The sequence below is a fragment of the Nocardia sp. NPDC050793 genome (assembly GCF_040654065.1).
Classification (GTDB): domain Bacteria; phylum Actinomycetota; class Actinomycetes; order Mycobacteriales; family Mycobacteriaceae; genus Nocardia.
Genome location: NZ_JBFAHG010000007.1, coordinates 242,922 through 260,394, shown reverse-complemented (window position 1 = coordinate 260,394; position 17,473 = coordinate 242,922). Strand labels below are relative to the sequence as shown.

Here is a 17,473-nt window from a genome sequence, read left to right as displayed (position 1 = left end):
TCAGAACTTCAGCAGGTTGGCGTCGTCGACCGAGGTCGAACGGCGGGCGCGGAAGATGGTCATGATGATGGCCAGGCCGACGACCACCTCGGCCGCGGCGACCACCATCGTGAAGAACGCGAACACCTGGCCGTCCAGGTTCGCGTGCATCCTGGCGAAGGTGACGAACGCGAGGTTCACCGCGTTGAGCATCAGCTCGATGCACATGAACACCACGATCGCGTTGCGCCGCAACAGCACTCCGGCCGCGCCGATCGTGAACAGCAGGGCGGACAGGAACAGATAGTTCTCGGGGTTCACCGGGTGCCTTCCTCGTCGGCGTGGTCGTGGCCGTTGGTCTTCGCGTCGCCGGAGCCGGAGCCGGAGCCGGAGCCGACCGAGATGACGGCCGCCTCGGTCAGCGCCCTGGTGCGGCGGTGCCGCAGGATGGTGCTGACCGACAGCTCCTCGAACGAGCCGTCCGGCAGCCGGGCGGGGATGTCCACGGCGTTGTGCCTGGCGTAGACGCCGGGCGTCGGCAGCGGGGTGGCGCGGCTCGTGCCGTCACGGAACCGCCTGCGGGACAGTTCGCGCTGATCCATCCGCGGGCCGAAGCGTTCCCGGTGCGCGAGCACCATGGCGCCGATGGTGGCGGTGATGAGCAGCGCGCCGGTGAGCTCGAAGGCCCACACGTATCGGACGAAGATCAGCTCGGCGAGTTCGCCGATCACGTCGCGTCCGGCGAAACCCGTGGCGGGGAAGCGGATTCCGGAGTTGCGGACGCCGGTGGCGATGCCGGTGACGAACAGGATGCCGAAGCCGAGTCCCACCGCGGCGGCGGCGAAACGCTGGCCGCGCAGGGTTTCCTTCAGCGATTCCGCGGAGTCGACGCCCACCAGCATGAGCACGAACAGGAACAGCATCATCACGGCGCCGGTGTAGACCACGATCTGCACCACGCCGAGGAACAGCGCATCCTGGGCGATGTAGAGCACGGCCAGCGTGATCATGGTGGCGGCAAGGCAGATCGCGGAGTGCACGGCCTTGGCCGCGAACACCATGCCGAGCGCGCCGAGTACGGCGAGCGGGGCCAGTATCCAGAACTGCACGGCCTCACCGGTGGATGTGCGGGTCAGTGGCTCGGCGGCCATCAGTATCGTCACCGCGCCTCTCCTTCCGCGCCTGCTGTCGCGGGCTGCTTCTCGTCGGTTTCGGTGGCCGCGCCGGGGACGGTGCCGCGGTAGTAGTCGCCCTCGGTCGTGCCGGGGTGCATGGCGTGCGGCGGTGCGGTCATGCCCGGTTCCAGCGGCGCGAGCAGCCGGTCCTTCTCGTAGATGAGGTCGGCCCGGTTGTCGTCGGCGAGCTCGTACTCGTTGGTCATGGTGAGCGCCCTGGTGGGGCAGGCCTCGATGCACAGGCCGCAGCCGATGCAGCGCAGGTAGTTGATCTGGTAGACGCGGCCGTAGCGTTCGCCGGGGGAGAAGCGTTCGGCCTCGGTGTTGTCGGCGCCTTCGACGTAGATCGCGTCGGCGGGGCAGGCCCAGGCGCACAGTTCGCAGCCGATGCACTTCTCGAGCCCGTCGGGGTGGCGGTTGAGCTGGTGGCGACCGTGATAGCGGGGCGCGGTCGGCACCTTGTGCTCCGGATAGAACTCGGTGTTCGGCTTCTTGAACATGGTGAGCGCCGTCACCGCGAAACCCGAAAGTGGTTCCAGCGGATGGCCTTTCGTCGCGTCGACGTGGCGGACGTCGGCCGGCAGCGGCGGTGTCGGGAAGCCGAGGAAGACGCCGTGGCCGCTCGGCGCGTGCTCGTCCGCCGCGGGCTCGTCGACCAAGGGGGCGGCGCCGGGGCGGCGCCCTGCCCGCAGGAACATGCCGATCATCATGGCGGTGATCAGCAGGCCCGCGACGATCATGGCGGCGGTCGCCCAGGCGAAGCCCTCGGCGTCGAGCGCCTGCGCCGCGGCGACGAGCATCACCCACAGCAGCGACACCGGAATGAGCAGTTTCCAGCCCAGACTCATGAACTGGTCGTAGCGCAGCCGGGGCAGTGTGCCGCGCAGCCAGATGAACACGAACAGGAATGTCCACACCTTCGCGGTGAACCACAGCAGGCCCCACCAGCCCGTGTTCGCGCCCGGCCACATGTTGATCGGCCACGGCGCGTGCCAGCCGCCGAGGAACAGCGTGGTCGCGAGCGCCGAAACCGTTGCCATGTTGACGTATTCGGCCAGCATGAACATGGCGAACTTGAGCGAGGAGTACTCGGTGTGGAAGCCGCCGACCAGTTCGCCCTCGGCCTCGGGGAGGTCGAATGGGGCACGGTTGGTCTCGCCGACCATCGACACGCAGTAGATCAGGAACGAGGGCAACAGCAGGAAGACGTACCAGGTGCCGTACTGGGCGGCGACGATGCCGGAGGTGGCCATGGTGCCCGCGTGCAGGAACACCGCGGCGAAGCACAGCGCCATCGCGATCTCGTAGGAGATCACCTGCGCCGTCGAACGCAGGCCGCCGAGCAGCGGGTAGGTCGAGCCGGACGCCCAGCCCGCAAGCACGATGCCGTACACGCCGATCGAGGTGATGGCGAGGATGTACAGCACGCCGACCGGCAAATCGGTCAGTTGCAGCGCGGTGCGCTCGCCGAGGATGGAGACCTCACCGCCGAACGGGATCACCGCGAAGGCCATGAAGGCCGGGATGGCCGCGATGATCGGCGCCAGGATGTAGATCGGTTTGTCCACGATGGCGGGGACGATGTCCTCTTTGAGTGCCATCTTCACGCCGTCGGCGATGCTCTGCAGCGAGCCTTTGGGGCCGACCCGGTTCGGGCCGACGCGCATCTGCATGCGCGCCACGATCTTTCGTTCGGCCAGCACCGCGATCATCGGGGTGAGCAACAGGAAGACGAAGATCGCCACGGATTTCGCGATGACGAGCCACAGGGGATCGTGGCCGAAGACCGCGAGCGTGTCAGGCCCGGAGGCGGTAGCTTGCGTAGCCACGGAGGGGACGAACAGAGCGGGATCACTCATGGCGGTGTTCCTTCATCCTCTCGTCGGCGCGGCGTACCTGTACGACGCCGCCCGGCTGGGTGGCCAGTTGTTCGGGCACCGAGCTGCCGGGCGAATTCAGCGGCAGCCACACCACCCGGTCGGGCATCTCGGTGATGAGCAGCGGCAGCGTGAGCGTGCCGCGCTCGGAGCCGACGGTGACCGGATCGTCGTCGGCCGCACCGATTTCGGCGGCGGTGGCGGGCGAGAGCCGGATCACCGGAGGACGGGCGACACCCGCCAGATTCGGCTCGCCGTCCTGCATCCGACCCCGGTCGAGCAGCATGCGCCAGCTCGCCAGCACCGCGGTGCCCTGCCTGGGCTGGGTGATCGGATGCGGCCGGTGCGCGGGCGGCGCGACGGGTTGGCCGTTCCAGGCACCGAGCTCCGCGAGCTCGGCGCGAGCCGCCGCGGTGTCCGGCAGGCCGAGGCGCACGCCCATCTCGTCGGCGATGGCCTGCAGCACCCGCTGATCGGAGAGCTGGGCGGCGGTGCGGCGCACGGTGGATTCACCGAGCGCGGCGTCGAACCGGCGTGGCCTGCCCTCCCAGGTGCGGAAGGTGCCGGACTTCTCCATGGCCGTGGCCACCGGGAAGACCACGTCGGCGCGCTCGGTGACCGCGCTGTGCCGCAACTCCAGGCTGACCACGAACCGAGCCGCGTCGATGGCGGTGAGCGCGGCGTTCGGGTCAGGCAGATCGGCGATGTCGACGCCGCCGACGACCAGCGCGCCGAGTGTGGGCGCGGCGTCCAGGATGGCCGCGGTGTCGCGCCCTGCGGTCACCGGCAGTTCGTCCACGTTCCAGATCGTGCGAACCTGTTGCCTGGCGGAGGGATCCGCCACCGGTCGCCCGCCGGGCAGCAGGCCGGGAAGCGCACCCGCTTCGACCGCGCCGCGCTCGCCGGCGCGCCGCGGCACCCACGCCAGTGCGGCACCCGTCTCCTCGGCCAACCGGACGGCGGCCGACAGCGCGCCGGGCACACCCGCCATGCGCTCGCCGATCATGATCACCGCGCCGGGCGTGCGCAGCAGTCCCGCCGTTGCGACCACGGCCTCGAATCCCGGGCCGCCGAACGGGATCTCGCCCGTGCGCAGCGCCTCCATGAGGTGTGGCTCGGCCCCGGGCACGGCCGGGATCAGCGTGCCCGACACGCGTTCCAGCCCGCGCGAGGCGTACGGCGCCAGCGAGTAGACGGGCAGGCCGCTCTTGCGGGCGGCCTTGCGCAGCCGCAGGTAGACGATCGGGGATTCTTCCTCCGGCTCGAAGCCGACGAGCAGCACGATCGACGCCCGCTCCAGGCGGTCGTAGTCGACGGTGACGCCCTGGCCCGCCACCCTGGCCGCGAGGAAATCGGCCTCCTCCGCCGAGTGGGCGCGGGTCCGGAAGTCGATGTCGTTGGTGCCCAGTGCGATTCGCGCGAACTTCGAGTAGGCGTAGGCGTCCTCCTCGGTCACCCGTCCGCCCACGAGCACACCGGCGCTGCCGTGCGCCGCGGCCAGGCCCTCGGCGGCCGCGGCGAGTGCTTCGGACCAGGACGCGGGATGCAGGTTGCCGTCCCAGCCGCGTACCAGCGGGGTGGTGAGGCGGTCGCGCTCGGTGGCGTAGGCGAAGGCCCAGCGTCCCTTGTCGCAGTTCCATTCCTCGTTGACCTGCGGGTCGTCGCCCGCGAGTCTGCGCAGTACTTTGCCGCGGCGGTGATCGGTGCGCTGCGCGCAGCCCGAGGCGCAGTGCTCGCACACGCTGGGGCTCGACACCAGATCGAAGGGCCGGGCGCGGAACCGGTAGCTGGTGCCGGTGAGCGCGCCGACCGGGCAGATCTGCACCGCGTTGCCGGAGAAGTAGGAGTCGAACGGCTCGGCCTGGGCGGTGCCGACTTGTTCGAGCGCGCCGCGGTCCATCAGCTCGATGAACGGGTCGCCCGCGACCTGCTGGGAGAACCGGGTGCAGCGGGCGCACAGCACGCAGCGTTCCCGGTCGAGCAGCACGGCCGTGGACAACGGAATCGGCTTGGGGTACGTCCGTTTCACGCCGTCGAACCGGGTCTCCGGGCGGCCGGAGGACATGGCCTGGTTCTGCAGCGGACACTCGCCGCCCTTGTCGCAGACCGGGCAGTCCAGGGGATGGTTGATCAGCAGTAGCTCCATCACCCCTTCCTGCGCGCGCTCGGCGGCGGGCGAGGTGAGCTGGGTGCGCACGATCATGCCGTCGGCCACGGTCTGGGTGCAGGACGCGACCGGCTTGCGCTGGCCTTCCACCTCGACCAGGCATTGGCGGCAGGCGCCGACCGGTTCCAGCAGCGGATGGTCGCAGAAGCGCGGAATCTGAATGCCGATCAGTTCCGCGGCTCGGATCACCAAGGTCCCCGCGGGCACGCTCACGGCCGTGCCGTCGATGACGACGGTGACGAGATCGGCGGGCGTCAGCCCGCTGGTATTGCTGCTCACAGTCGCCGTCATCGTGCCTCTTCTCCTGCCTCGGCCCATGCCGTCGAGCGCGCGGGATCGAACGGACAGCCGCCCGAGCGCAGATGTTCGATGTACTCGTCGCGGAAGTGCTTCAGCGAGGAGAGAATCGGGCTGGCCGCGCCGTCGCCGAGCGCGCAGAACGATTTGCCGTTGATGCTGTCGCTGATGTCGAGCAGCTTGTCCAGGTCCGATTCGGTGCCGCGACCCTCCTCCACTCGCTTCAGCAGCTGGACGAGCCAGTAGGTGCCCTCCCGGCAGGGGGTGCATTTGCCGCAGGACTCGTGGGCGTAGAACTCGGTCCAGCGCAGCACCGCGCGCACCACGCAGGTGGTGTCGTCGAAGATCTGTAAAGCCTTGGTGCCCAACATGGATCCGGCGCCCATGACGCCCTCGTAGTCGAGCGGCACGTCCAGGTGCTCCTCGGTGAACAGCGGGGTGGACGAGCCGCCCGGCGTCCAGAACTTCACCCGGTGGCCCACGCGCACGCCGCCCGCGTAGTCGAGCAGCTCACGCAGCGTGATGCCGAGCGGCGCCTCGTATTGGCCGGGCCTTGCCACGTGGCCGGACAGCGAATACAGGGTGAAGCCGGGCGATTTCTCGCTGCCCATGGAGCGGAACCAGCTCGTTCCGTTGAGGATGATGGGCGGCACGCTGGCGATCGACTCCACGTTGTTGACCACCGTCGGGCAGGCGTACAGGCCGGCGACGGCGGGGAACGGGGGGCGCAATCTGGGCTGGCCGCGGCGCCCTTCCAGGGAGTCCAGCAGCGCGGTCTCCTCGCCGCAGATGTAGGCGCCCGCGCCCGCGTGCACGATCAGATCCAGGTCGTAGCCGGAACCGAGGATGTCGCGGCCCAGATAGCCCGCCTCGTACGCCTGCGCCACCGCGGCCTGCAACCGGCGCAGCACCGGCACCACTTCGCCGCGCACGTAGATGAAGGCGGTCGCGGCGCGGATGGCGTAGGCGGCGATGATCACGCCCTCGATCAGCGCGTGCGGACTGGCCAGCATGAGCGGAATGTCTTTGCAGGTACCGGGTTCCGACTCGTCGGCGTTGACCACCAGGTAGTGCGGTTTCACCGTGCCGTCGGGGCCGGGACCCTGCGGGATGAAGCTCCACTTCATGCCGGTCGGGAAGCCAGCGCCGCCGCGGCCCCGCAGTCCGGCGTCCTTGACCGTCTGGATGACCTGGTCCGGCTCCATGCGCAACGCCTTGCGCAGCGCCTGGTAGCCGTTGTGCCTGCGATAGGTGCTGATGGTCCAGGACTGCGGGTCGTCCCAGTGCTTGGTGAGCACCGGTGTCAGTGCGGTCATCGCAGCTCCTCCCCGTTCGGCCGCGGCGCGTGCATCTCGAGGTTGTTGGCCACCCGCAGGCCGGCGACGGTCGCTTCACCTGCCGCGCCGTCGAGAACGCCGGGACGTTCGTCGGGGAAGCCCGCCAGGATTCGCGCGGTCTCCCGGAACGTGCACAGCGGCGCGCCGCGGGTCGGGGTCACCTGCTGTCCGGCGCGCAGCGCGTCGACCAGAGCGCGGGCCGATTCCGGCGTCTGGTTGTCGAAGAACTCCCAGTTCACCATCACGACCGGCGCGAAATCGCAGGCGGCGTTGCACTCGATGTGTTCGAGGGTGATCGACCCGTCGTCGGTGGTCTCGCCGTGGCGCAGGCCGAGGTGGGTCTCCAGCGCGGCCAGGATCGCGTCGCCGCCCATGACCGCGCAGAGCGTGTTGGTGCACACGCCGACGTGGTAGTCGCCGGTGGGGGTGCGCCGGAACATGGAGTAGAAGGTGGCCACCGCGGTCACCTCCGCGCCGGTGAGCCCCAGTTGGTCGGCGCAGAAATCTATGCCGGTGCCCGAGACGTGCCCCTCCTCGGCCTGTACCAGGTGCAGCAGCGGCAGCAGTGCCGAGCGCGGCTGCGGGTAGCGGGCGATGATCGCCGCCGCGTCGGTCTCCAGCCGCTCGCGCACGTAGGGCGGGAAGGGCTCGGGCCGCGCGGAGAGCTTCAGCAGGATTTCGGTCATCGGTCGACACCACCCATCACCGGGTCGATGCTGGCGACGGAGGCGATGACGTCGGCGACCATGCCGCCCTCGCACATCGCCGCCACCGCTTGCAGATTCGTGAACGAGGGATCGCGGTAGTGCACGCGGTAGGGCCGGGTGCCGCCGTCGCTGACCATGTGCACGCCGAGCTCGCCGCGTGGCGATTCGACCGCGATGTACACCTGGCCCGCAGGCACCCGAATGCCTTCGGTGACCAGTTTGAAGTGGTGGATGAGGCCCTCCATCGACGTGCCCATGATGCGGCCGATGTGCTTGGGGGAGTTGCCGAGTCCGTCGGGGCCCAGTTGCAGATCGGCGGGCCAGGCCAGCTTCTTGTCCTCGATCATCACCGGTCCAGGCCGCAGCCGGTCCAGGCACTGTTCGACGATCTTGAGCGATTCCTTCATCTCCTCCACCCGGATCAGGTAGCGGCCGTAGGCGTCACAGCCGGTGGTGGTGGGGACGTCGAATTCGTAGTTCTCGTAACCGCAGTAGGGCTGCGCCTTGCGCAGGTCCAGCGGCAGGCCGGTGGCGCGCAGCACCGGGCCGGTGATGCCGAGGGCCATGCATCCGGTCAGGTCGAGGTAGCCGATGTCCTGGGTGCGTGCCTTCCAGATGGGGTTCTGGGTGAGCAGATGCTCCATGTCGCGCAGGCGTTTCGGCAGCAGCGCCAGTAGCTCGCGGACCTTGGTGACGCCGTCCTCTGGTAGGTCCTGAGCCAGGCCGCCGGGGCGGATGTAGGCGTGGTTCATCCGCAGACCCGTGATGGTCTCGAAGACGTCCAGGATGAGTTCGCGCTCCCGGAACCCGAACAGCATCGGGGTGAGCGCGCCCAGTTCCATGCCGCCGGTGGCCAGCGCGACCAGGTGCGAGGAGATCCGGTTGAGCTCCATCAGCAGCACTCGGATGACCGTGGCGCGCTCGGGAATCTGCTCGGTGACGTCGAGCAGCTTTTCCACGCCGAGGCAGTACGCCGTCTCGTTGAAGAACGGGGACAGGTAGTCCATCCGGGTCACGAAGGTGACGCCCTGCATCCAGTTGCGGAACTCGAGATTCTTCTCGATGCCGGTGTGCAGGTATCCGATGCCGCAGCGGGCCTCGGTGACGGTCTCGCCCTCGATTTCCAGGATGATGCGCAGCACCCCGTGTGTGGACGGATGCTGGGGACCCATGTTGACGACGATGCGTTCTTCGCCTGCGCCGTCGAGGGCTTCGGTGACGGTGTCCCAGTCCTGACCGGCGACGGTGACGACGGTCGGCTCCGATGGGTTCATGACGTGCTCCCGCTTTCGGTCAGCAGCGGGTTCACGCCCGGAGTCAGTGGTGTCGACGCCGGGCTGAGTATCGATGTCGTTCACTAGCTGTACGCCCTCCGCTCGTCGGGCGGCGGGATGCGCGCGCCCTTGTATTCGACCGGGATCCCGCCGAGCGGGTAGTCCTTGCGCTGGGGGTGGCCACGCCAGTCGTCGGGCATGGCGATGCGGGTCAGCGACGGGTGACCGTCGAAGAGGATGCCGAAGAAGTCGTAGGTCTCCCGCTCGTGCCAATCGGTGGTCGGGTACACCGGGTACAGGGAGGGGATGTGCGGATCGGCGTCGGGCGCCGAGGCCTCGATGCGCAGCCTGCGACTGTGGGTGACCGACATCAGGTGGTACACCGCGTGCAGTTCGCGGCCGGTGTCGTGCGGGTAGTGCACGCCGTTGACGCCGAGGCACAGTTCGAAACGCAGTGCGGCGTCGTCGCGCAACGCCTGCGCGACGCGCGGCAGATGCTCCCTTCGCACGTGCAGGGTGAGTTCGCCGCGGAAGACGACGATCTTCTCGATCGCGGTCTCGAAGGAGGTTCCGGTGGCTGCCAGCGCGGTCCGCAGCGCGTCGACGACCTCGTCGAAGTAGCCGCCGTAGGGCGCAGGCGTGCTGCCGGGGAGCGTGACGGGACGGACAAGGCGACCGTAACCGGAGGTGTCGCCGGTGCCGGAGGTCCCGAACATGCCGCGGCGCACGCCGATGACCTCCTCGCCCGCGGGCTCGGGTTCGGCTGCCGACGGCAGCGTGCCCTCGGGTCCCGCGGTCGCGGCGGCGTCGATCTCCGACTGGGGTGTGCTGGCTTCCGTGTTCTCGGGGGAGTCGAAGGTCATCGCAGCAGACCCTCCATCCGAATGGTCGGCGTCGACGCGAGAGCCGCCTGCTCGGCGGCGCGAATCGCCTCTTCGCGGTTGACGCCGAGCGGCATCTCCTGAATCTTCGCGTGCAGTGCCAGAATCGCGTTGAGCAGCATTTCCGGGCGCGGTGGGCAGCCGGGCAGGTAGATGTCGACCGGCACCACGTGGTCGACGCCCTGCACGATGGCGTAGTTGTTGAACATGCCGCCGGAGGAGGCGCAGACGCCCATGGCGAGCACCCATTTCGGCTCGGTCATCTGGTCGTACACCTGCCGGAGCACCGGCGCCATCTTCTGGCTGACCCGGCCCGCGACGATCATCAGATCCGCCTGTCTCGGCGAGGCGCGGAAGGCCTCCATACCGAAGCGGGCGATGTCGAATCGTCCTGCGCCGGTGGCCATCATCTCGATGGCGCAGCAGGCGAGGCCGAAGGTGGCAGGCCACAGCGAGCCCTTGCGCAGATATCCGGCGAAATCCTCCACCGTGCTCAGCAAGAAGCCGCTGGGCAGTTTTTCCTCGAGACCCATTTCCGACTAACTCTCACTTCCACTGTGCGGGTGAAACCTGGTGGCGATCAGTCCCAACTGAGTCCGCCGCGGCGCCACTCGTAGGCGTAGGCGACCGAGACGTTGAAAATGAACAGCGCCATCGCGGCGAGACCGAAGACACCGAGCGCATCGAAGTGGACAGCCCACGGGTAGAGGAACACGATCTCGATGTCGAAGATGATGAACAGCATGGCGGTGAGGTAGTACTTCACCGGAAAGCGCTGTCCGGTAACGTTTCCCGGCCCGCCCGCGACGGCGTGCGGAGTGGGCTCGATGCCGCACTCGTAGGCCTCCAGCTTGGCCCTGTTGTAGCGTTTCGGCCCGATCAGGGCGGCCAAGAGGATGGAAAAGACCGCGAATGCCGCGGCGACCGCGCCGAGCACCAGGGTCGGCAACTCCATGTTCACGACTGCACTTCCCCTCCTGCGAGCCCGGGGCTCCCTCGACGGCGGCTGGTGGCAGCTTCCGAGGCGGGCTGACGTCGTTGTCCGCCTTGGCCAGACTCGCCCCATGGCCTCGCTCGGCGGGCCGTGCGCCAGGGAGATCGGATACAACCGGTCTCATACCTGCGCTCTCGCCCATGTGAGCTACGGCACAGCCTACAACTGATACGACTGACCGCGACCCCTTTGACCCCGAATGTTTGATCGAATTCAGAACTACGATTTATGACTGATGTGGGGTAATCGGGATGGTCGTCACGTGACGAACCGGGATGTCATCCCAGCCGCGCGGGCACAGCAAAGCTACCGAAGAGTATCGACAGTGCCGATGAGTAGCTCGCGATGATCTCGCGCCCGCGGTGATTGCCTGACGCTATTGGTGACGATTGCTAATCGGTCGCCAGCTGTGGGTGCCCGCAGTCCGGCAACCCGATGATGACGTTCGCCTATTGATCAGGCGGCGGTGCGGTTGCGGAGCAGCGTGACAACGGCCTCGGTGAGCCGGATCGGATCGATCGGATGCGCGACCGCCGCCTCGGCCCGCGACCAAGTTGCCAGCCAGGCGTCGTCAGGGCGACCGGTGAGCACCAGCACCGGAGGGCACTGCTCGATCTCGTCCTTGAGCTGCTTGGCGATGCCGAGCCCGCCCGCTGGCGTCGATTCGCCGTCGAGGATGGCGAGGTCGATGCCGCCCTCGTCCATCCGCTCGATCACCACCGGTGCGGTGGCCACCTCGAGATAGTCGAGGTCGGGTAGCTCGGGGTGCGGGTGTCTGCCCAGCGCCAGCATCACTTGGCGCCGGGTATCGGCGTCGTTGCTGTAGACCAGCACCCGCAGCGGGGTAGAACGAGTCGCGTCGGCCACGCAGGGATGGTACGTCCGGTACGGTCCGCGCCGTGGCAGGTTCGCGCAGATCGATGTGCGCGTCGCCGCGAACCAGCTATACGAGGACTGGGTAATCGCAAGCACCCCATAAGAATTTGGCGGTACCATCCGGCGAATGCGGGGAGATCTCACCCCGGTCCTCGTCGACACCGACATCTGGACCGACGACATGCTTGGCCAGGCCGGGATACCGGTCATCGACGTACCTTTCGTGACGATCGGCAGTGGAATCGGGTCGTTCGTCGCCTTCGACACTCTCCGGATCTACGGCGTGCCCGCCCGGTCGATCGCGGTGCTCGGTCCGCAGGACGTGCCGTGGTCCGGATACGAGTACCTGACCAGGGTGTCGCAGATTCCGCGCGGCGAGCGACTGCGCAGCGATTCCGGCAGCACCCCCGAGAACATCTGGGGCTTCCCGTCGTACGCGGTGCGCGAGGCGATTGCCGAGAAGTCGCTGGCGCCGCTGTGGAACGTGCTCACCGAGCCGATTCTCACCAACTACTACACGCCGCGCGCCGGGCAGGTGTTCACCGCGATGGAGCGCGAGTACCACCGCGTCGACTACGCGCGCTCGCTGCACAAGGGGCAGGTCCGGATGGTGCGCAAGCGCCACGGCGGCGGCTACTACACGATCCTGACGCCGCCCGACGGCGCGACGCCGACCAAGCGGGTGGCCTTTCGCAGCACGTATGTGCATGTGGCCGTCGGCTATCCGGGTCTGCGGTTGCTGCCCGATCTACAGGATTACCGCGAACGCTTCCGCGATCCCACCCGCGTGGTGAACGCCTACGAACCGCACGAGCACGTGTATCAGGCGTTGCAGCGAAGACCGGGAACGGTCATGCTCCGCGGCGCCGGGATCGTCGCCAGCCGCGTGTTGCAGCGATTGATCGACGATCGCGACAAGCACCGGCTCAACACCCAGATTCTGCATCTGTTCCGCACCTACGTCGCCGGACCCCACGGGCCGAGCGTGTTCATGCGCCGCAAGGGCGCCGATGGTTGGGCCTATCAGGGATTCAACTGGCCGAAGGGCGCCTGGGGCGGACAGCTCAAAGCCAAGCTGCGCGGACTGGAGGGGGAGGAGCGCGCCGCGCTGTACAAGGTGCTCGGCGGCACCAACACTCCCGTGCGCAAGAGCTGGCAGGAGCAACTGAAGCGCGGCCGCGCGCAAGGCTGGTACCAGGTGATGGCGGGCAGTGCCCGTGATCTGCGCCCCGCAGAGGGCAGGCCGGGCGTGGTGACGACCATCGAGCCGGACGCGCAGGCGCCGTTGCCTTTTCGGCCGCCGGCGCAACCGTTCGACACCCACGCCGACTACATCATCGACTGCACCGGCCTCGAGGCCGACATCCGCGAACACCGGCTGCTCGCCGACCTGCTCGATCACGCGGGCGCCGGGCGCAACCCGGTGGGCAGGCTGGACGTGGATCGCACGTTCGAGCTGATCGGCGCCCGCAGCGGTGCGGGGCGGATGTATGCCGCGGGCAGCGCGACGCTAGGCGGCTACTACGCGGGCGTCGACTCATTTCTCGGCCTGCAATACGCCGCACTGGAAATGGCGGACGACCTCGCCGCGCTCGGATTCTGCCCGCGCCTCGGCCCGCTGCGCTCGGCGCGGCAGTGGTGGCTGTGGGTCAACGACAAGAAGATCTGACCGATGACTCCCACATTGAACGGGCGAATCCAGACCCGTGTGTTCGTGCTCGGTGCGCTCGGCCTGCTGGTGGCGCTGTTCATCACGCCGCTGCTGCCGACCGGACCGCTCTCGATCGGCCAGTCCTATCGGGTGACACTGTCGGTGCTGCTCGCGGTGATCCTGGTCGGCGTGTTCTGGGAGCTGCTGTACCACTTTCTCCAGCAATTCCGATGGGAGAAGGACTGGCCGACGTTGTTCGGGCTGCTGACGATCGTGAACGAGGGGCTGCTGATCTGGCTCCTGCTGCGCACCACCACGATCGTGCTGCCCGAGCATCTGCGGCCTTCGGCGGCGGCGTTCGTGATCCACTTCGTGGTCACCTGGATCGTGTTCTGGCTCTTCGTGAACGGGCCGATCCGGTTGTTCTTCCACCGCTGGCGGTACAACGGAGGCAGGTTCCTGTGAGGGGGCGGCGCGCCGGTCCGAACCGGGCCGGGGCGCCGCGAAGGAGGGTGGCGGTGACGGATCCGCAGGTCGAGGTGCTCCCCGGCACACATCTGGTGGCGTGCCGCGACGGTGTGGTCGTCGTGGTGGCCAATCGGCACGACGTGACGGCGACCGAGGACACGGCGGCCGGTGCGGCGTTGACCGCGCTGTGCGGTCTGGTCGACGAGGCGGCCGCCAAGGAGAACACGCGCACCGGGCGCATGTTCGCACGCCTTGCCACCACCTGGCTGATGGGTCTCGACGACGAGGACGCCGTCGAGTTCGGTGTGCTCACCCCGTGCGCCAGCGGGCTGGCGATCTTCCTGCACGGTGGGGTCAGCGCGGTGCTGACTGTCGGGGACCGTTCGGAGGTGCTGCGTGGCAGCGACGCCGGTTTCACCGTCGACCGGGTGGTGATTCCCGCGCCCGCGATCGGGGCGGGATTGTTCGTGGACGAGGCGGATTCGGCGAGCGAGCTGCCGGGGATTCGCGGACTGTGCACGTTGGCAGCGGGTGCCGTTCCGGGCTCGGGGGCGGTGCTCTGGTACGGGCAGCCGGTGCGGAAAGTGCCCGTGGTGAAACGAGATCGGTCCTCGGCGCATCCCCGTGCCGACCGTGCCCAGCCGGAGCTGCCGCCGAACCGTGCGGCGCCGCCGACCGCGGAGATCGATATCGAGGAGACCGTGGCGCCGAGCGCGTCGGTCGGCGACGATATCGCGGTGCCGCGAGCGTCCACCGCGGCGTCCGACCATCACGGTTCCGGACCGATCGACGGCACGCGCGGGCGGACGGTCTCGGAACCCCGCCGCGAAACCGTGCCGCCCTCGGGTCGAGGGTCGGCGGCGTCGCCGGGGCAGGCGATCGTCAAGGGCTACAAGTGCGCTCGCCAGCACCACAACGATCCCCGCGTCTCGTTCTGCGCGGTCTGCGGCATCCGGATGGATCAGCTCACCTGCGTCCTCACCGACGGCGTTCGCCCGCCGCTGGGCCTGCTGCTGCTCGACGACGGCACCTCCTACATCCTCGACTCCGACTGTGTTCTCGGTCGCGAACCCGACCACTCCGAGGCGGTCCGCCGCGGCGCCCGCCCGATCCGGGTGGACGACGCCTCCGGGGGCATGTCCCGCACCCACGCCGAGATCCGTTTGAAGGACTGGGATGTCACCGTGGTGGACAGCGGCTCCGCCAACGGCACTCACATCCGTCAACCGGGCCAGGACTGGACCCGCGCACTCCCCGGCCACCCGATGGTCCTCCAACCCGGCGCGCAGATCCTCCTGGGCGGCCGCACCGCCACCTTCGACTCCCAGCACGGGCAGGTGTGAGGGTCAGCCGGGGTGGAAGGCGTCTTCGCCGACCTCGGCGCGGTCCATGATGTGCGCGAGGAACAGCAGGGTCGTGGGAGTGGGGGTGCGGGTGGTGATGGCGTGCCAGGGGCGGTCGAGGGGGGTTCCGTCCACGGGTAGCACGCACAGTGCGCCGGATTCGACGTGGTGTTCGACGGCGTCGTTGTGGATCAGGGTGACGCCGAGGCCTTCTCGGGCAGCGGCGAGGACCGCGCCGTGCGAGCCGAGGGTGAGGGTGGGCGGGGTGATCTGGAGTTGGTCGAGCAAGGCGAGGGTGGCGTCGCGGGTGCCGGAACCGCGTCCGCGCAGCAGCCAGGTGGAGCGCAGCGGGTCGCGGCAGCGGTCGGGCGCGCCGACGACGACGAGCTGGCTGGCGCGGCGGGCGCGGGTGACCAGGCCCGTGTCCCGCGGCGGCCTGCCCGCGATGACGAGATCCGTTTCGTGGTGCTGCAATTCGACGAACAGGACGTCGCGCGGATGGATGCTCAGGCTCAGCTCGATGTCGGGATAACGGTTGCGGAACTTGGCCAGCGGCCGCAGCAGCACCGATTCGCCCGCGGTGGCCACCACGCCGATGCGCAGACGTCCGATCTCGGCCTGCCGCACGGCGGCGTGCGCCTCTTTCATGAGTCCGAGGATGCTGCGGCAGTATTCGGCGTAGACGCGGCCCGCCTCGGTGAGCGCGATACCACGGCCCGCCTTCCTCACGAGCTTGGCGCCGAGCTGTTTCTCGATGTGGGCGACCGCGGCCGACACCGCCGACTCGGTGACGTGCAGCTGGGTCGCCGCGCGCCGGATGCTGCCTTGGCGGGCGACGACCAGGAATGTTTCCATCCGCGCCGCGCTCACCATACCCACCTACCGACGGTAACAAACCCGATGAAAACGTTGAGTATTACCAGAAACATTCAAATTGTTTGTGGTCGGTGGCCCGGTCATCCTGGAATTCGCAAGGCGCACAACGCTCCAGGAGGAACGATGGCCGAAGAGACCGAACGGGATCGATGGGATCCGGGCGTCCAGTCGTACGCGTCGATGGGATATTACGCACCGGACTACCAGCCGTCGGACACCGATGTGCTTGCCGTGTTCCGGGTGACGCCGCAGCGCGGCGTCGATCCGATCGAGGCCGCGGCCGCGGTGGCGGGCGAATCGTCAACGGCCACTTGGACGGTGGTGTGGACGGACCGGCTCACCGCGCATTCGCGGTATCAGGCCAAGTGCTACCGGATCGACGAGGTGCCTGGCAGGCCGGGGGAGTACTTCGCCTACATCGCCTACGACATCGATTTGTTCGAGGAGGGCTCGATCACGAATCTCACCTCCTCGGTCATCGGGAATGTGTTCGGTTTCAAACCGTTGCTCGCACTGCGGTTGGAGGACATGCGGATTCCGGTGGCGTATGTCAAGACCTTCCAGGGCCCGCCGCACGGCACGGTGATGGAGCGCGAATATCTCAACAAATACGGCAGGCCGTTGCTCGGCGCGACGGTGAAGCCGAAATTGGGGCTCTCCGCACGCAATTACGGCCGGGTGGTCTACGAGGCGTGCAAGGGCGGACTCGATTTCACCAAGGACGACGAGAACATCAACTCGCAGCCGTTCATGCGGTGGCGCGACAGGTACCTGTTCGCCATGGAGGGCGTGAACCGCGCCATGTGCGAGACCGGCGAGATCAAGGGCCACTACCTCAACGTCACCGCGGCCACCATGGAGCAGATGTACGAGCGGGCCGAGTTCGCCAAGGAACTCGGCAGCGTGGTCATCATGATGGATCTGACGGTCGGCTACACGGCGATGCAGTCCATGTCGCACTGGGCACGACGCAACGGCGTGCTGCTGCACCTGCACCGCGCAGGCCACGCCACCTTCACCCGGCAGAAGACGCACGGCGTGAGCTTCCGCGTCCTGGCCAAGTGGTGCAGGCTCATCGGCGTCGATCACCTGCACGCGGGCACCGTGGTCGGCAAGCTGGAGGGCGACCCGGCGACCACCAAGGGGTTCTACGATACGTTGCGGGAGAACCACATTCGTACCGAGCCGCGCAACGGCATCTTCTTCGATCAGGACTGGGCCAGCCTGCCCGGCGTGATGCCGGTGGCCTCCGGCGGCATCCACGCCGGCCAGATGCACCAGCTGCTCGACCTGTTCGGCGACGACGTGGTGCTGCAATTCGGCGGCGGCACCATCGGCCATCCGCTCGGCATCGCGGCGGGCGCCGAGGCCAACCGGGTGGCGCTGGAAGCCGTGGTGAAGGCGCGCAACGAGGGCCGCGATCTGCTGAAGGAAGGGCCGGACGTGCTGCGCAAGGCGGCCGAGATCTGCCGTCCGCTCGACGTCGCGCTGGCGACCTGGGGCGATGTCACCTTCGACTACACCTCCACCGACGCACCCGACGCGGTGCCGACGGTCAGCCGCTGAAAGGC

At 68.3% G+C, this 17,473-nt stretch carries 16 protein-coding genes and 1 pseudogene; 4 read left to right on the top strand and 13 right to left on the bottom strand.

The window, feature by feature from the left end; genetic code table 11:
- From nuoK to AB0H50_RS24355, 12 genes and pseudogenes are all read right to left on the bottom strand, one after another.
- The gene (nuoK, locus tag AB0H50_RS24410; protein ID WP_036536861.1) at positions 1 to 300 is read right to left on the bottom strand and encodes an NADH-quinone oxidoreductase subunit NuoK; all 300 of its coding nucleotides are present in this window, start codon (positions 298 to 300) and stop codon (positions 1 to 3) included.
- Positions 297 to 1,130, bottom strand: a complete 834-nt coding sequence (locus tag AB0H50_RS24405; RefSeq protein ID WP_357456984.1) for an NADH-quinone oxidoreductase subunit J — start codon at positions 1,128 to 1,130, stop codon at positions 297 to 299. The genes nuoK and AB0H50_RS24405 overlap by 4 nt, the downstream gene beginning before the upstream one ends.
- 8 nt (positions 1,131 to 1,138) lie before the next feature.
- Complete coding sequence (gene nuoI / locus AB0H50_RS24400) at positions 1,139 to 1,693, bottom strand: NADH-quinone oxidoreductase subunit NuoI (protein WP_357456982.1); 555 nt, start codon at positions 1,691 to 1,693, stop codon at positions 1,139 to 1,141.
- A gap of 16 nt (positions 1,694 to 1,709) precedes the next feature.
- Positions 1,710 to 3,013 (bottom strand): annotated as a pseudogene (gene nuoH, locus AB0H50_RS24395) (NADH-quinone oxidoreductase subunit NuoH); the annotation flags it as partial.
- Positions 3,006 to 5,489, bottom strand: a complete 2,484-nt coding sequence (locus AB0H50_RS24390) for an NADH-quinone oxidoreductase subunit G (RefSeq protein ID WP_357456724.1) — start codon at positions 5,487 to 5,489, stop codon at positions 3,006 to 3,008. The pseudogene nuoH and the gene AB0H50_RS24390, both read right to left, overlap by 8 nt.
- A complete protein-coding gene (gene nuoF, locus AB0H50_RS24385) occupies positions 5,486 to 6,811 on the bottom strand; it encodes an NADH-quinone oxidoreductase subunit NuoF (protein WP_357456722.1) in 1,326 nt (441 codons plus the stop codon). Before nuoF ends, AB0H50_RS24390 begins: the two co-directional genes overlap by 4 nt.
- Positions 6,808 to 7,518, bottom strand: coding sequence for an NADH-quinone oxidoreductase subunit NuoE (nuoE, locus tag AB0H50_RS24380; RefSeq protein WP_357456721.1), 711 nt, complete (start codon positions 7,516 to 7,518; stop codon positions 6,808 to 6,810). The genes nuoF and nuoE overlap by 4 nt, the downstream gene beginning before the upstream one ends.
- Positions 7,515 to 8,813 carry an NADH-quinone oxidoreductase subunit D gene (locus tag AB0H50_RS24375; protein WP_357456719.1) on the bottom strand — a complete coding sequence of 433 codons (1,299 nt, stop codon included), beginning with the start codon at positions 8,811 to 8,813 and terminating at the stop codon, positions 7,515 to 7,517. The genes nuoE and AB0H50_RS24375 overlap by 4 nt, the downstream gene beginning before the upstream one ends.
- Before the next feature lie 83 nt (positions 8,814 to 8,896).
- Complete coding sequence (locus AB0H50_RS24370; protein ID WP_357456717.1) at positions 8,897 to 9,676, bottom strand: NADH-quinone oxidoreductase subunit C; 780 nt, start codon at positions 9,674 to 9,676, stop codon at positions 8,897 to 8,899.
- A complete protein-coding gene (locus AB0H50_RS24365; protein WP_209892550.1) occupies positions 9,673 to 10,227 on the bottom strand; it encodes an NADH-quinone oxidoreductase subunit B in 555 nt (184 codons plus the stop codon). Before AB0H50_RS24365 ends, AB0H50_RS24370 begins: the two co-directional genes overlap by 4 nt.
- A 47-nt stretch (positions 10,228 to 10,274) precedes the next feature.
- Positions 10,275 to 10,655: an NADH-quinone oxidoreductase subunit A gene (locus tag AB0H50_RS24360; protein WP_068061544.1), complete on the bottom strand. Its 381-nt coding sequence runs from the start codon at positions 10,653 to 10,655 to the stop codon at positions 10,275 to 10,277.
- A 489-nt stretch (positions 10,656 to 11,144) separates the two neighbouring features.
- Positions 11,145 to 11,480, bottom strand: coding sequence for a hypothetical protein (locus tag AB0H50_RS24355; RefSeq protein ID WP_357456980.1), 336 nt, complete (start codon positions 11,478 to 11,480; stop codon positions 11,145 to 11,147).
- A gap of 211 nt (positions 11,481 to 11,691) precedes the next feature.
- On the opposite strand from AB0H50_RS24355, the gene AB0H50_RS24350 reads away from it, so the two are divergent.
- From AB0H50_RS24350 to AB0H50_RS24340, 3 genes are read left to right on the top strand one after another with little or no spacing between them, the layout of a single operon-like run.
- Complete coding sequence (locus AB0H50_RS24350; RefSeq protein WP_357456716.1) at positions 11,692 to 13,233, top strand: hypothetical protein; 1,542 nt, start codon at positions 11,692 to 11,694, stop codon at positions 13,231 to 13,233.
- Between the two features lie 3 nt (positions 13,234 to 13,236).
- Positions 13,237 to 13,680: a hypothetical protein gene (locus AB0H50_RS24345; RefSeq protein WP_357456714.1), complete on the top strand. Its 444-nt coding sequence runs from the start codon at positions 13,237 to 13,239 to the stop codon at positions 13,678 to 13,680.
- Between the two features lie 53 nt (positions 13,681 to 13,733).
- On the top strand, positions 13,734 to 15,026 hold the full coding sequence (locus AB0H50_RS24340; protein ID WP_357456712.1) for an FHA domain-containing protein: 1,293 nt from the start codon (positions 13,734 to 13,736) through the stop codon (positions 15,024 to 15,026).
- A 3-nt stretch (positions 15,027 to 15,029) separates the two neighbouring features.
- On the opposite strand, the gene AB0H50_RS24335 is transcribed toward AB0H50_RS24340, so the two are convergent.
- Positions 15,030 to 15,899 carry a LysR family transcriptional regulator gene (locus tag AB0H50_RS24335; protein WP_357456978.1) on the bottom strand — a complete coding sequence of 290 codons (870 nt, stop codon included), beginning with the start codon at positions 15,897 to 15,899 and terminating at the stop codon, positions 15,030 to 15,032.
- A gap of 126 nt (positions 15,900 to 16,025) precedes the next feature.
- Between AB0H50_RS24335 and AB0H50_RS24330 the strand changes: the two genes are divergently transcribed.
- A complete protein-coding gene (locus AB0H50_RS24330; protein WP_357456710.1) occupies positions 16,026 to 17,468 on the top strand; it encodes a form I ribulose bisphosphate carboxylase large subunit in 1,443 nt (480 codons plus the stop codon).
- Positions 17,469 to 17,473 lie beyond the last annotated feature (5 nt).